At 68.9% G+C, this 13,266-nt stretch carries 14 protein-coding genes; 7 read left to right on the top strand and 7 right to left on the bottom strand.

Annotation, left to right across the window (positions count from 1 at the left end; all coding sequences use genetic code 11):
• Positions 1-11 precede the first annotated feature (11 nt).
• Entirely contained in the window at positions 12-995 is a 984-nt protein-coding gene (locus AAW00_RS08210; protein ID WP_047003885.1) for an agmatine deiminase family protein, read from the bottom strand.
• Between the two features lie 3 nt (positions 996-998).
• Positions 999-2,690, bottom strand: a complete 1,692-nt coding sequence (locus tag AAW00_RS08205) for a M28 family metallopeptidase (RefSeq protein WP_047003884.1) — start codon at positions 2,688-2,690, stop codon at positions 999-1,001.
• A 76-nt stretch (positions 2,691-2,766) separates the two neighbouring features.
• Here AAW00_RS08205 and AAW00_RS08200 point away from each other — a divergent pair, with 76 nt between their 5' ends.
• From AAW00_RS08200 to AAW00_RS08185, 4 genes are all read left to right on the top strand, one after another.
• Positions 2,767-5,427, top strand: a complete 2,661-nt coding sequence (locus AAW00_RS08200; protein WP_047003883.1) for a [protein-PII] uridylyltransferase family protein — start codon at positions 2,767-2,769, stop codon at positions 5,425-5,427.
• A complete protein-coding gene (locus AAW00_RS08195) occupies positions 5,424-5,897 on the top strand; it encodes a peroxiredoxin (protein ID WP_047003882.1) in 474 nt (157 codons plus the stop codon). Before AAW00_RS08200 ends, AAW00_RS08195 begins: the two co-directional genes overlap by 4 nt.
• Entirely contained in the window at positions 5,890-6,678 is a 789-nt protein-coding gene (locus tag AAW00_RS08190) for a ferritin-like domain-containing protein (protein ID WP_047003881.1), read from the top strand. The genes AAW00_RS08195 and AAW00_RS08190 overlap by 8 nt, the downstream gene beginning before the upstream one ends.
• Positions 6,679-6,832: 154 nt before the next feature.
• Positions 6,833-7,504, top strand: a complete 672-nt coding sequence (locus tag AAW00_RS08185) for a M23 family metallopeptidase (protein ID WP_047003880.1) — start codon at positions 6,833-6,835, stop codon at positions 7,502-7,504.
• Positions 7,505-7,577: 73 nt separating this feature from the next.
• Here AAW00_RS08185 and galU read toward each other — a convergent pair whose 3' ends face one another.
• Positions 7,578-8,453 (bottom strand): UTP--glucose-1-phosphate uridylyltransferase GalU, encoded by an 876-nt coding sequence (gene galU / locus AAW00_RS08180; RefSeq protein WP_047003879.1) that lies wholly within the window; start codon positions 8,451-8,453, stop codon positions 7,578-7,580.
• 119 nt (positions 8,454-8,572) lie between these two features.
• Between galU and AAW00_RS08175 the strand changes: the two genes are divergently transcribed.
• On the top strand, positions 8,573-8,788 hold the full coding sequence (locus tag AAW00_RS08175; protein WP_047003878.1) for a hypothetical protein: 216 nt from the start codon (positions 8,573-8,575) through the stop codon (positions 8,786-8,788).
• A gap of 53 nt (positions 8,789-8,841) precedes the next feature.
• Here the strand turns inward: AAW00_RS08175 and AAW00_RS08170 are convergent, their stop codons facing one another.
• Positions 8,842-9,627, bottom strand: a complete 786-nt coding sequence (locus AAW00_RS08170) for an alpha/beta hydrolase (RefSeq protein WP_047003877.1) — start codon at positions 9,625-9,627, stop codon at positions 8,842-8,844.
• A 52-nt stretch (positions 9,628-9,679) separates the two neighbouring features.
• Positions 9,680-9,919 (bottom strand): ribbon-helix-helix domain-containing protein, encoded by a 240-nt coding sequence (locus AAW00_RS08165; protein ID WP_047003876.1) that lies wholly within the window; start codon positions 9,917-9,919, stop codon positions 9,680-9,682.
• An 88-nt stretch (positions 9,920-10,007) separates the two neighbouring features.
• On the opposite strand from AAW00_RS08165, the gene AAW00_RS08160 reads away from it, so the two are divergent.
• Positions 10,008-10,730 (top strand): helix-turn-helix domain-containing protein, encoded by a 723-nt coding sequence (locus AAW00_RS08160; protein WP_047003875.1) that lies wholly within the window; start codon positions 10,008-10,010, stop codon positions 10,728-10,730.
• Positions 10,731-10,883: 153 nt separating this feature from the next.
• Here the strand turns inward: AAW00_RS08160 and phbB are convergent, their stop codons facing one another.
• Positions 10,884-11,606 carry an acetoacetyl-CoA reductase gene (phbB, locus tag AAW00_RS08155; RefSeq protein WP_047003874.1) on the bottom strand — a complete coding sequence of 241 codons (723 nt, stop codon included), beginning with the start codon at positions 11,604-11,606 and terminating at the stop codon, positions 10,884-10,886.
• Positions 11,607-11,718: 112 nt separating this feature from the next.
• Positions 11,719-12,510 (bottom strand): hypothetical protein, encoded by a 792-nt coding sequence (locus AAW00_RS08150; protein WP_047003873.1) that lies wholly within the window; start codon positions 12,508-12,510, stop codon positions 11,719-11,721.
• 300 nt (positions 12,511-12,810) lie between these two features.
• Between AAW00_RS08150 and AAW00_RS08145 the strand changes: the two genes are divergently transcribed.
• The gene (locus AAW00_RS08145) at positions 12,811-13,260 is read left to right on the top strand and encodes a DUF3576 domain-containing protein (RefSeq protein ID WP_047003872.1); all 450 of its coding nucleotides are present in this window, start codon (positions 12,811-12,813) and stop codon (positions 13,258-13,260) included.
• Positions 13,261-13,266: the final 6 nt, after the last annotated feature.

Here is a 13,266-nt window from a genome sequence, read left to right as displayed (position 1 = left end):
AAGACCGGCGATCAACCCGCCCTGGGCACGTGCTGGCTGGCGCAGTGGAAGCTGCCGCCGCCCGTCAGCACGGCGTCGGCGCGAATGCCTACGGAGGCGCGGCCGGGGAAGAGATCGCCAATGGCGGCCACCGCGTCGGCATCGTGCGGGGAGCCATAGGTCGGCACCACGACCACGTCGTTGCACACCGCCCAGTTCATGTAGCTCGCCGGCTCGGCCTCGTCTCCTTCACCCATCCAGCCGGGGGAGGGGATGTCGTGCACCGTCAGCCCGAAGTCCTTCGCACGGGCGCGGGAGTCGTCATAAACGGCGCGATTGGGATCGTCGGCCCCGCTCGCCACCGGAATGGCGATAGCGTTCTCGCCCACCAGGCGCGCAAGGTTGTCGACGTGGCCGTCGGTGTGATCGCCGAGAAGACCGTCGCCCAGCCACAGCACCCGGTCGAAGCCCAGGTCGCGTTGCAGGTTGGCCCAGATTTCCCCGCGACTGAGCGAAGGGTTGCGGTTGGGATTGAGCAGGCACTGCTCGGTGGTGACCAGCAGCCCCGTACCATCGGTCTCCAGCGCGCCGCCCTCGAGAATCCAGTCGGCCTTGGCGTAGTCGAGCCCCGCACGGGTCGCGAGCGATTCGCCGGTCTCCTGGTCCCCCTCGAGCAGGTACTTGTCGCCCCAGCCGTTGAAGCGGAAGCCCTGCGCGCGGCGCTGGCCGTTATCGCCCAGCAGCACCAGTGGTCCGGTGTCGCGGATCCAGATGTCGCCGTAGGGATGCCGCTCGAACGTCACCGCGCCGGAAACGAGGTCCTTCGCCCGCATCTCCGCCGCCGCATCGCGCACGACCATGCGCACCTGCTGCCCGGTCTCGGCAACGGCATTGGCAAAGGCGGCCATGGCCTCCTGTGCGGGAACGAAATTCTCCTCCCACAGGTCGGCGTGGGCGGGAAAGCCGATCCAGATCCATTCCTGCTCGGCCCATTCGGCGGGCATGCGAAAGGTCATGGGTCAGCAACTCGGCGCATTGGCGGAAGCCGCGGCGCAGCTCGCGTCGCGCACCGCGCGGAACTCGTCACCCTCGTTCCAACGCGGCCAGCTGCGGCTCATCGCCAGCGATCGACCGAGGCGGTAGTAGAGCTGCACCTGCTGGCTGATGCCGGCAAAGTTCCAGTCGGGCGCGTACTCGTCACCCGGCTGGTGGTAGCGGTTCTCGGTGTAATCGGCCTGCGCCGCCGCGCCCGCCGCGGTGCCGCCGACTTCCAGGTTCTCGCCCGGATCGATGTAGAGCATCGGCACGCCGCGCTTGGCCATGCTGAAATGGTCCGAGCGGTAGTAGTAGCCGCGCTCTGGCGTAGGCTCGGCGGTGCCGGTGCGGCCTTCCAGTCGCAGCGCCGAGGCGAGAAAGGCGTCTAGCTGGCTCTTGCTGCCACCGGTGATGGTCACGTCGCTGGCGCGGCCCGTGGGCAGCAGCGCATCGACATTCAGCCCGCCTGCCGTCTGCGCCAGCGGGAAGACCGGGTTGGCGGCATAGTAGTCGGAGCCGAGCAGCCCCGATTCCTCGCCCGTCACTGCCAGGAACACCTGGCTGCGGCGCGCCGGACCGGCGGCGGCATTGGCCCGCGCCAGGCCGACCAGCGCGGCGATGCCGGTGGCGTTATCGACCGCCCCATTGCAGATGTCGTCGCCGCTCGCGTCCGCCAGGCAGCGCCCGAGGTGGTCCCAGTGGCCGGTGTAGAGGACGTACTCTTCGGGTGCCTCGCGCCCCGGCAGCACCCCGATGACGTTCTGCGAATCGAAGCTGCGCACGGTGTTGGTGAAGCTGGTGGAGGCGGTGAGGCCCAGCGGCACGGCGCGGAACCCCTGGCGTCCGGCGGCGGCGCGCAGGGCGGCAAGGTCCTGCCCGGCGGCGCGCGCGATGCGCTCGGCGACGGGCAGCTGCACCCAGCCGTTCATCATCGTCTGGCTCGCCCCGTGATCGGCGCGCTGGGCATAGACCTGCGGGCCCGTCCAGCTGCTCTCGACCACGTTCCAGCTGTAGGCGGCGGGGAAGGTATCGTGGATGATGAGGGCGGCGGCGGCCCCTTGCCGTGCGGCCTCCTCGAACTTGTAGGTCCAGCGTCCGTAATAGGTCATGGCGCGGCCGTTGAACGGGCCGTCGAGGCCCTCGGTCGCGTAGTCGGGATCGTTGACGAGGATGACCGCGGTCTTCCCGCGCATGTCCACGCCTGCGTAGTCGTTCCAGCCCTTTTCGGGCGCGTTGATGCCGTAGCCGACGAAGACCAGCTCGCTGTTCGCCAGGTCGATGCGCGGCGCCTCGCGGTAGGTCGTGCCCACCCAGTCGTCGCCATAGGCGAACTGCATCGGCGATCCGCTGCCGCCCGCGATTGTCAGGGGCGCGAAGTTGTCGCCGGTGATGTCGACGAAGGGGACGCGCTGGGTCCAGCTGCCGTTGTTGCCCGGTTGCAGCCCGGCGGCGCGGAATTGTTCGGTGATGTAGGCGACGGTCAGCGCCTCGCCCGGCGTGCCCGGCGCGCGGCCATCGAACTGGTCGGAAGCAAGCCGCTCGACCACGGCGCGCATCGCGGCCTCGTCGATCCGGCCGGGCGCGATCTCGGGAATGTCGAGCGTAGCGGTGGGCGCGCTCGTGGTGGTGCAGGCGGCCAGCCCCAGCAGGGCGATGGGCGCGAATGTGCGGATCATGCGGGGCAACCTCTCTCTGATGTAGCGGGTGCATGTGGCATTGCGCCGCGAAGGGAGCAAGGGCAGGACAGCCGCCATGACGGCAGATTGGCATTCCGGACTGGACCGCGCGCGGGTACATTCGCCGTTCCTGCGCCTGGCGCTCGAGCGACGTCCCGAGCTGAGCGCCCTGCTGGCCGAGGGGCGGGGCAACGAGGCGCTGGCAGCGGCAAAGGCGAGCGGAACGGGGATCGAGGATGCCGCGCTGTCGCTGAGGCGCGAGCGGTTGTCGCTGGCGCTGGTGACGGCGGTGGGCGATCTCGCCGGCGCGTTTCCGTTGGCGCAGGTCATGCAGGAGCTGTCGGACTTCGCCGATCGCGCGCTCGATACCGCCATGCGCGCCGTTGTGGCAAACCGCGTGGAGGGGGCGGATGCGACGGGATTCATCGGCCTCGCGCTCGGCAAGCAGGGCGCGCACGAGCTGAACTACTCCTCCGACATCGATCCCATCCTGCTCTACCACCCCGACCTGTTGGCGCGGCGCGAGCGCGACGAGCCGGGCGAGGCTGCGCAGCGGTATGCGCGGCAGGTGGTGGAGATGCTCTCCAAGGCCACGGGCGAGGGCTATGTCCTGCGCGTCGACCTGCGCCTCAGGCCCGCGAGCGAGGTCAGCCCGCTGGCGATCCCGGTGGGCGGAGCGATCTCGCACTACGAGAGCTCGGCGCTGGCATGGGAGCGGGCCGCCTACATCCGCGCGCGGGCCTGCGCGGGAGACGCGGCGCGCGGCGAGGCCTTCCTTGCCGACATCCGCCCCTTCGTCTGGCGGCGCAGCCTGGATTTCACCGCCATCGAGGAAATCCGCCGCCTGACCGCGCGCATCCGGCAGTCCTATCGCGGGCCGCAGGTGCCCGGCCCCGGCTTCGACGTGAAGAAGGGGCGCGGCGGCATCCGCGAGATCGAGTTCTACGCCCAGACCCACCAGCTGATCTACGGCGGGCGCAACCCCGCGCTGCGGCTGCGCGGCACTCGCGCTGCGCTCGATGCGCTGGCCGAGGCAGGCGTGATCGAGAGCGAGGACGCGCGGGTGCTCGGCGAAAGCTACGATGCCTTGCGCACGATCGAGCACCGCTTGCAGATGGTCGACGACCGGCAGACGCACCAGCTTCCCGCGAGCGGCGAGGCCATCGACAATGTCGCCCACCTGCACGGGCTGGCGGACGGCGCGGCGCTGGTAAGCGAACTGACCGAGATCTGCGCCGCGGTCGCCGCACGTTACGACGATCTGCTGGGCGAGGATGCCGCCGAGCCGGTGCAGGTCAGTGTGCCGCAGGATTTCCGCGATCGCTTCGACAAGCGCACCGACACTTGGCGCGAGAGCTACCGCGCGCTGCGCAGCGCCGAGGCGCGCAAGGCCTTTGCCGCCATGCGCCACGACCTGTTGCAGGCGCTGGGCGATGCGCCCGATCCCGACCGCGCGCTGGCGCGGTGGGAAACCTTCCTCGAACGCCTGCCCACCGCCATCAACCTGTTCCGCCTGTTCGAGGAGCGGCCTGGCCTGCTCCAGCGCGTGCTCGCCATCCTCACCCTCGCCCAGCCGCTCGCCGATGCGCTGGCGCGGCGGCCCGAGCTTCTCGACCGGCTGTTCGATGCGAGCGGCGGCGACCTGCCGGGCGACACGGTAGAGCTGGTGGCGCGCATGGCGGTGGCCGAGGACAGCGATTACGAGGCGGCGCTCTCGCACCTCAGGCAGGTCGTGGGGGAGGAACGCTTCGCGCTGGGCGTGCAGCTGATCGAATGCCGCCACGACCCGCTCGAAATCGCCGAGGGGCTGAGCCGCGTGGCGGAGGCGGCGGTGGCGACCGGCGCGGGCCTCGCCACACGCGACTTCCGGCGCAATCACGGGACCATCGATGGCAGCGAGCTGGTGGTGCTGGGCCTCGGGCGGCTCGGCGGCGGGGCGTTGACCCATGCCTCCGACCTAGACGTCGTCTACCTCTTCACCGGCGACATCGGCATCGAATCGGACGGGCCGCGCCCGCTTTCCTCCACGCTCTATTACAACCGCCTCGCCACCCGCGTGACCGCCGCGCTGAGCGTGCCTACCGCCGAGGGCGCGCTTTACGAGGTGGACACGCGCCTCAGGCCGCAGGGCAAGCAGGGGCCGCTCGCGGTCAGCTTCGACGCCTTCGAGAAATACCAGCGCGAGGATGCCTGGACCTGGGAGCACATGGCGCTCGCCCGCGCCCGCCCGCTCACCGGCTCGCCGCAGGCCCGCGCGGAACTGGAATCCATCATCGCAGATGTGCTGCGGACCCCGCGCGACCCCCAGACCCTGCGTGCCGACGTGCTCAAGATGCGCGGCGACGTGCTCGCCGCCAAGCCGCCCGCCGGCCCGCTCGATGTGAAGCTGCAACGCGGCGGGCTCGTCGATTCGGAATTCCTCGTCCACTACCTGCAACTGCGCCACGGCGTGGGGCTCTACCCGGCGCTGGAAAAGGCCATCGCCGCGCTCGAGGAGGCGGGGTTGCTGCCCGAAGGCCATGCGACGCGCCACCTTGCGCTCACCCGCTTCCTCGTTGCCGAGCGCCTGCTGGCCCCCGATGCCAGCGCCCCGCAGGATACCGCGCGCGAAGTCCTCGCCCGCGCCTGCGGCCACGACAGCTACGATGCGCTCTTGCGCTCGCTGGTGGAGGCGCGGCAAGGCATCGCCGCGGCGTGGGAGCGCCATTTCGACGAACGACTGGAGATAGAGCCATGACGACCCGCCCCGACACCGGCGACACGATGCCCGACGTGGCGATGGCAACGCCCGATGGCAGCAGCGTGAAGCCGTCCGACTTTCGCGGCCAGCCGCTGGTCGTGTTCTTCTACCCCAAGGACGACACGCCCGGCTGCACCACCGAGAACATCGACTTTACCGCGCTGAAGGCCGAGTTCGACAAGGCGGGCGTCGCGCTGCTGGGCGTCAGCAAGGACCCGCCCGCGAAGCACGCCAAGTTCATCGCCAAGCACGATCTCGCCGCCCCGCTCGCTTCCGATCCGGCAGACGGCGGGCTGGCCGATGCGCTGGGCCTCTGGGTGGAAAAGTCGATGTACGGGCGCACCTACATGGGCATGGAGCGCACCACCTATCTCGTCGACGCCGATGGCACGATCGCGCGCGTGTGGCGCAAGGTAAAGGTCAAGGGCCACGCCGCCGAGGTGCTGGAGGCCGCGCGCGATCTCTGACCTGTCGCAGGCGATTCGCGCCGCGCTGCTGACCGGCGACAAGCGCGGCAAGGTCAAGGCCACGCGCGCGCTCGTGCGCGCATGGAGAAGGGGCGAGCTGGAGAGCGGCTGGAGCGTCGCCATGCCCGACAGGCCGCGCTGGCCCGGCGGCCTGCAGGTGCTGCCGCCGGCGCAGATGCCGAAGCGCGGGCGCGGCGGATCGGAGCGAGGCCGGATCGCGCTGTGGCACAGCCTGGCGCACATCGAATTCGTCGCCATCGACCTCGCCCTCGACATGGTCGGGCGCTTCGGCGCGCAGATGGACGAGGCCTTCACCGCCGACTTCCTCGCCGTCGCGGCGGACGAGGCCATGCACTTCTCGCTGATCGACCGGCACCTCGCCACGATGGGCGCGAGTTACGGCGACCTGCCCGTGCACGACGGCCTGTGGCAGAGCGCCGAGGCGACCGCGCACGATGTCTTCGCGCGGCTCGCCGTGGTGCCGATGGTGCTGGAGGCGCGCGGGCTCGACGTCACCCCGGCAATGATTGCGCGGGTCGAGGCGCAGGGCGATTCGCGCGGCGGAAAAATCCTCGCGCGCATACTTGACGACGAGATCGCCCACGTCTCGGCGGGTGCAAGGCATTTCGCCGCACTATGCGCAGCGCGCGGCATGGAGCCTGAAATTTACTGGAAAAAACTGGTTCGGGCGCACTTTTCGGGAACCATTCGGCCGCCATTCAACGACTCAGCGCGTGTTCGATGCGGCTTGTCGCGCGATGCCTACACCGCGCTTGCTTGATTAACTTTTTCCCGGATACCCAATACTCACGAGACGGCGGGGGGTTCCGACCATCTCATAAAATTGTCTGTGCAACCGGCCTTGGGGGGTCAGCTGTGCGGATCTGACGCGGGTGCCGACGGTGCCCGGAAGACGCAAAGACGAAGGGATCGCAATGCTCGTCAAGATCACCAGCCTGATGGCCGCCGCCGCCGTGGCCATCGCTACTCCGGCCGCTGCCAACGAACTGCCCGCCACCGGCGCCATCGACGTGGAACGCGTCGCCCAGGGCGGCAACGATGCCGAGTTCGGCGAACTGTTCGCCAGCTGGGAATCGCTCGAAAACGGCGGCCGTGTCTCTCCGGCCGGGACCATCGTCGATGCGCCGCAGCGCCTCGCAGTCTCGGTTCCTTCGCGGATGCCGGTGAACGATGTGACGCTGACCAGCAGCTACGGCATGCGCAGCCACCCGGTGCTCGGCGGCCGTCGCCAGCACAACGGCGTCGACCTCGCCGCGCCGACCGGCACCCCGGTCTATGCCACCGCCGACGGCGTGATCGAGATGGCGCAGTGGTACAGCTCCTATGGCAACTACGTGCAGATCGCCCATGGCGGCGAGATGGAAACCCGCTACGCCCACCTTTCCAGCTACACCGTCAGCGCCGGTTCGCAGGTTCGCCAGGGCGACCTCATCGGCTACGTCGGCTCGACCGGCCGTTCGACCGGCCCGCACCTGCACTACGAAGTGCGCGTCGCCGGCGCCCCGGTCGACCCGCGCCCCTACATGCTCGCCAGCATCGATACCGACAACGGCGTGAATGCCGCGCGCGGCGGCCCCGACGAATAAGTTTTCCTTGGACGGGACACGAAAAAGGCGGGCCCCAAAGCCCGCCTTTTTTGTTTCTGTCGTCGGCTGACGATCAGGCGTGCAGCAAGCGCTCCGCCATCGCGCGGACCTCGGCGCCCATGTCCTCGCGCGCCAGCGCCAGCGCCAGCGTGGCCTCGACGAAGCCGACCTTGCTGCCGCAGTCGTAGCGGTCGCCGGCAAAGGTGACGGCGTGGAACGGTTGAGTACCGATCATCCGCGCCATCGCATCGGTCAGCTGGATCTCGCCGCCCGCGCCCTTTTCCTGCCCTTCCAGCGTGCGCATGACCTCGGGCTGGAGAATGTAACGGCCGGAGATGATCTTGTTTGACGGCGCTTGCTCCACCGGCGGCTTCTCCACCAGCCCGCGCACCTCAGTCAAAGCGCCAGAGGTCGCACCTGGGTCGATCACGCCATAGCTTGATACCTCTTCCCGCGGCACCTCGAGAACGGAGATGAGGTTGCCGCCGACTTGGTTGTAGGCCTCGACCATCTGCGCCATGCAGCCGGGCTTGCCGATCATCATCTCGTCGGGCAGCAGGATGGCGAAGGGCTCGTCGCCAACGATCGCACGGGCGCACCAGATCGCGTGACCAAGGCCCATCGGCACCTGCTGGCGCACCGTGATGATCTCGCCCGGCGTGAAGCGTGTGGGTTCGAGCACGTCCATGTCCTTGCCGCGCGCCGACATCGTCGTCTCAAGCTCGTAGGCCATGTCGAAATGCTCGACGATGGCGGTCTTGCCGCGCCCGGTGACGAAGATCATCTGCTCGATCCCCGCTTCCCGTGCCTCGTCCACCGCGTACTGGATCAGCGGGCGATCGACGATCGGCAGCAATTCCTTGGGGATGGCCTTGGTGGCGGGGAGGAAGCGCGTGCCGAGCCCGGCGACGGGGAACACGGCTTTTCGGATCGGCTTGCGATTGCTCATGCACAATCACTGGCGCGGCGCAGAGGCGCGGTCAACCTGCGACGAACGGGGGCCATGCTGCGACCTTTCGGTGAACCAAAGGGCAGGCCGCCCGTTGAGCGTGCAGAAAGGAATTTCAGATGCTTATCAAACTCGCAGCGCTCGGCGGCCTCGGCTACCTCGGCTATCGTTATTACGAGAAGAATCTCGCGCCCCGGGAGGATCGTAAGCTGTCCTATGCCGGCAGCGCGGGCCGCGACACCTGGGACACGATCGATGCCGAGCCAGTGACGCCCACCACGCCGGTGACGCCCAGCACATCTGCGGCGACGACCGGAACGACCGGCTCCTACTGATCCGTTAATGCCGAACGAGAGAGGGCGGCGCTTCGGTGCCGCCCTTTTCATATCTACTGCGAAGTCGCGCCGCTTTCCCAGAACGCCCAGATCCGATCGGCCAGCCGGGCGAGATCGACCTGATGCCCCGCTCCCGGCAGGCGGACCAGCAGCGCACGGCCGCCCGATGCGCGCTCCAGTTCCTCGGCGGCGGCATAGGCGACGGTCGCATCCGCGCTGCCGTGGATCAGCAGCACCGGCTCCTCGACACGGGTGATGGCAGCGACGTTGTCGTAGCGGTCGGGCAGCGCCCCGCGCGCGATGGCCGGGGCCTGGTCGGCAAGGCGGGCAAAGGTGCCGAGTGTCGCCACGCCCGCCACATCGTGGCGCGCGGCCATCTCCAGCGCCATCGCGCCGCCCAGCGAGTGGCCGAAGAGGTATATGCGCTTGCCCGGTGCCAGCTGCCGCGCCTCGGCCAGCCAAGCCTCGGCGTCCGCCATCAGCCCGGCCTCACTGGGAGAACCCGGATTGCCGCCATAACCGCGATAGGAAGCGACGAGAACGCCATGCCCGCCGCTGCGCAGGGGCTCGGCCCGCGCTGCGCCGACGAGCTGGTTGTAGCCGTTGCCGTGGAAATAGACGACGAGCGTGTCGTTGCCCGGCGCCGGCGCCCAGTAATGCCCCTGCAGGGCGAGGCCGTCGGCGGTCGTCGCAGTGACGGGTGCGGGCGCTTCCCCGTCAAAGATCACCGGTGTCTCGGCCAACGGGACAGGCTGGTAGATGCGATCGCGCATTGCGCCCGCGCACCCGGCGAGGGCAAGCGCGGCGGTGCAGGTGGCGGCGAGGCGCAATAGGTTCATGGCTTGGCTCCCTGTTTTCCCGATGCTGGTGCCGCGCTGCTGAATCGCGGGTTTACGGACGGTTGCGCAGGTCGGCGGCGAGCCACAGGCGCACGGCGGTGGCAAGGCCTGGCGGACGCGTCGCCTCCAGCCGCTCGGCATCGATGCGCGCCACCAGCGCATTGATCGGCAGGTTCCGGTCCGCCGCCGCGCGTTGCAGCAGGTCCCAGAACAGCGGTTCGAGACTGATCGAGGTCTTGTGCCCGGCGATCTCGACCGAGCGCTTGACCGGCGGGTGGTAGTGGCTCTCCATGCGGCGCCCATCCTAGAGACGGCGGGCGCGCCGCCATACGATTTTTTCGGGGTGGCCGTCCCCGCCGGCCGAACCTAGGCTGCGGGGCATGGCGGACGGCTACGACGCGCTGAGCGAAAAGGAGCGCGAGACGCTGCGGCTGATCCTGCACGGCCACGACGCGAAGTCGATGGCCGCCGAGCTCGATCTCTCTGTCCACACCGTCAACGAGCGCCTGCGTAACGCTCGCCGCAAGCTCGACGTGACCAGCAGCAAGGAAGCCGCCCGCCTGCTGTTCGAGCGGGAGAGCGGGGCCCCCCATTTTCTTGGACACAAAACCTTGGGGGATGTGGATGGCGCGGCTCCCGGCGATGGCAAGGGCAGGGCGCGGATCCCCCGCGTCGCCATCGTTGCAGGAGCCTTTGCCATGACCCTCGTCCTCGCCGCCCTCGCCCTCAGCCTCAATCCCATGTCCGCCGGCGAGAGCCCGCCCAGTTTCCAGATGGAGGAAAGCGAAGCGCAGGCCGCCGCGCGGGAGTGGCTCGAACTCGGCGATGCAGGCGATGCCGCCGGCGCCTATGCGTTGACCGCCGCCAACTTCCGCGAGGCAAACACGCTCGAAGTCTGGCGCGGCGCGATGGAGCAGGTGCGCGTGCCGCTGGGCGCCGTTCGTTCGCGCCATCTGATTTCCGCCGAAATGCCGCCGACCCCGCAGGGCTACGTGGTGGTCAAGTACCGCACCGACTTCGACACGCGCGCAGGCGTGGTGGAGACGGTATCGCTGCTGCGCGAGGACGGGGCCTGGCGGGTGGCGGGGGTTTACGTGGAGTAGGGTTCGGTTGGGGGCTGGGCGGACTGGGCGACGGCGAAGCCGCCGCCGTGACGTCGAACGGGCTTGGCGGACTGGCCGCCAACCCGTCGGCCGAGCCGGTGCGTGCCCATTAGCGGGCACCGCGGCGCAGGCTCGCCTGCGCCGCTCGCACCGTCAGTACATATGCTGCCCGCCGTTGATGCTGAGCGTCGAGCCGGTGATGAAGGCGCCCTCGTCGCTGGCGAGGAAGCTGACGCCGCGGGCGATCTCGCGCGCCTGGCCCAGGCGGCCGACGGGGATCTTGGCGACGATCTTTTCCAGCACGTTCTCCGGCACCGCGGCGACCATGTCGGTATCGATGTAGCCCGGCGCGATGGCGTTGACGGTGATGCCGTAGCGCGCGCCTTCCTGCGCCAGCGCCTTGGTGAAGCCGTGGATGCCGCTCTTGGCCGCGGCGTAGTTGACCTGGCCGTACTGCCCCGCCTGCCCGTTGATTGAGCCGATGTTGATGATGCGGCCCCACTTGCGGTCCTTCATCCCCTCGAACGTGGCCTTGGCCATGTTGAAGCAACCGCCGAGGTTGGTGCGCATCACGTCGGACCAGTCGTCGTAGCTCATCTTCATCAGCGTGCCGTCGCGGGTGATGCCTGCATTATTTACCACGACGTCGATGGAACCGACCTCCTCGGCGATCTGCCCGCACGCGGCGAGCGTCGCCTCGTGGTCGCCCACGTCGAACTTGTAGGCCTTGATCCCGGTGTCGTCGGTGAACCGGCGCGCGGCATCGTCGTTACCGGCATAGCTGGCGACGACGGTGAAGCCGTCATCCTTCAGCATCTCGCAAATGGCGCGGCCGATTCCGCGGGTTCCTCCGGTGACGACTGCTACGCGGGCCATGGGCATCTCTCCTGTTGACGTTTGTTATTCGCGCAATCCTAGGAGAGGCATGCTCCCCGCGCAAAGAAAAACCCCGCCGAAGCGGGGCCTATCGCACGCGCTGGAGCGCGAATCAGAAGCGGAACTGGGTGCCGATGTAAACGGCCTGGCTGTCCTGCTGGTCGACCTCGGGCAGCGGCACGATGTCGCGGTCCTGTTCGTAGCGGACGCCGGCGGTGATATCGAGGTTGCGCGTCAGGCGGTAGCTGCCGCCGAGATCGAGCATCTGGTCGGCCACCGATTCGCGCGCCTCGGGCTGGCGCGAGGCGGGGCGTTCCTGGTCCAGCTGCACGCGGGCGGCGAAGCGGCTCGGCTCCTCGCGGGTGCCGGAGCGCGGATTGAAGCTGGCGATGTCGGGCAGGTTCGCATCCGACAGCGAGCGCGACAGCGCAGCCGACCGGATCGGCGCGGCGGCGAGGCGCGACTGCTCGGGCGCGGCGACCGGGGTCTGCGCGAAACTGCCGTAACCGCGCGCAATGCCGAGGTTGTAGCGGGTGGGCGTGACGCGCAGGCTGCCCGATCCCAGCGCACCTTCGGGCAGCGGGGCGGAACTGCGCGCGGCGAGCGCCATCGCTGTCTGCCGGTCGACGCGCACGGCGACGGTAAGCGAGCGATCGGCACGCGCGCCCGTGGCATTGGCCGGGGTGAAGCGCATCATCTGCGGCTGACCGCCCGAACGCTGGGCGATCAGCTCGGCCAGGTCGGGGTCGGCGGCAGCAGGAGTGAAGGCGATGCGGCCCGCCAGCGGATTGTCGCCCGCCAGCATTCCCACCGCAAAGACCGAGCTAGGCAGCGCGACGGCGACCAGCAAGGCCGACGCTGCAAGCGCCGCCTTCCCTGCCAGACCGTGACGAGCATTACCCATGAATGCAATTCTCTCCAGCGCCGATGCACGCACAGTTAACGGGCGCGACTCGCCCGTGCATCACCGGTACGACTCGCAAGCTAGGCAAGGGTGCCCCGCTTTGCCAAGAAATGTGACGCCGTCCGCCGGGTTTTCTGCAAGGTGTTGCCCGTGTCACACAACCGTGCTGCGGCGGGATGCACGCATTAAGCGGCGGTTCACGGCTTGGGCAGCCAATACGGTCGGCACCCTCGCAACACGCCTTGCCGCAGGGCGAGCGATGCGTATAGAGGCGCAAAGTTCAGTCTGACAGGACCCACGATGGCTCTTCCCAACACCCGTTTCCTCGCCACCGCCGCCGCGCTCTCGCTCGCGGCGCTGGGCCTTTCCGCCTGCGGGGGCGGAAACGACGAACGGCTGCGCACCGACATGGCGGCTGCGCGCACGACCTCGATTGGCGTCAACTCCTACCTCTGGCGAGCCAGCCTGGAGACGCTGTCGTTCATGCCGCTGACCCAGGCCGACAGCAACGGCGGGGTGCTGATCACCGACTGGTACGTCAATCCCGACAGCCCGAACGAGCGGGTGAAGGTCTCGGTCTCGATCCTCGACCAGGACCTGCGAGCCGACGCGCTGAGCGTGGCCGCCTCGCGCCAGGTGTTGCAGAACGGCCAGTGGGTGGAAGCCCCGGTCGCCGCCGCCACCGTGCAGCGGCTGGAGGACATCATCCTCACCAAGGCGCGCGAACTGCGGCGTTCCACCGTCATCTGATCTGCC

Source organism: Aurantiacibacter luteus (genome assembly GCF_001010945.1).
Taxonomy (GTDB): domain Bacteria; phylum Pseudomonadota; class Alphaproteobacteria; order Sphingomonadales; family Sphingomonadaceae; genus Alteraurantiacibacter; species Alteraurantiacibacter luteus.
Note: the sequence above shows the minus strand (reverse complement) of the source record. Positions and strands in the feature narration are given on the sequence as shown.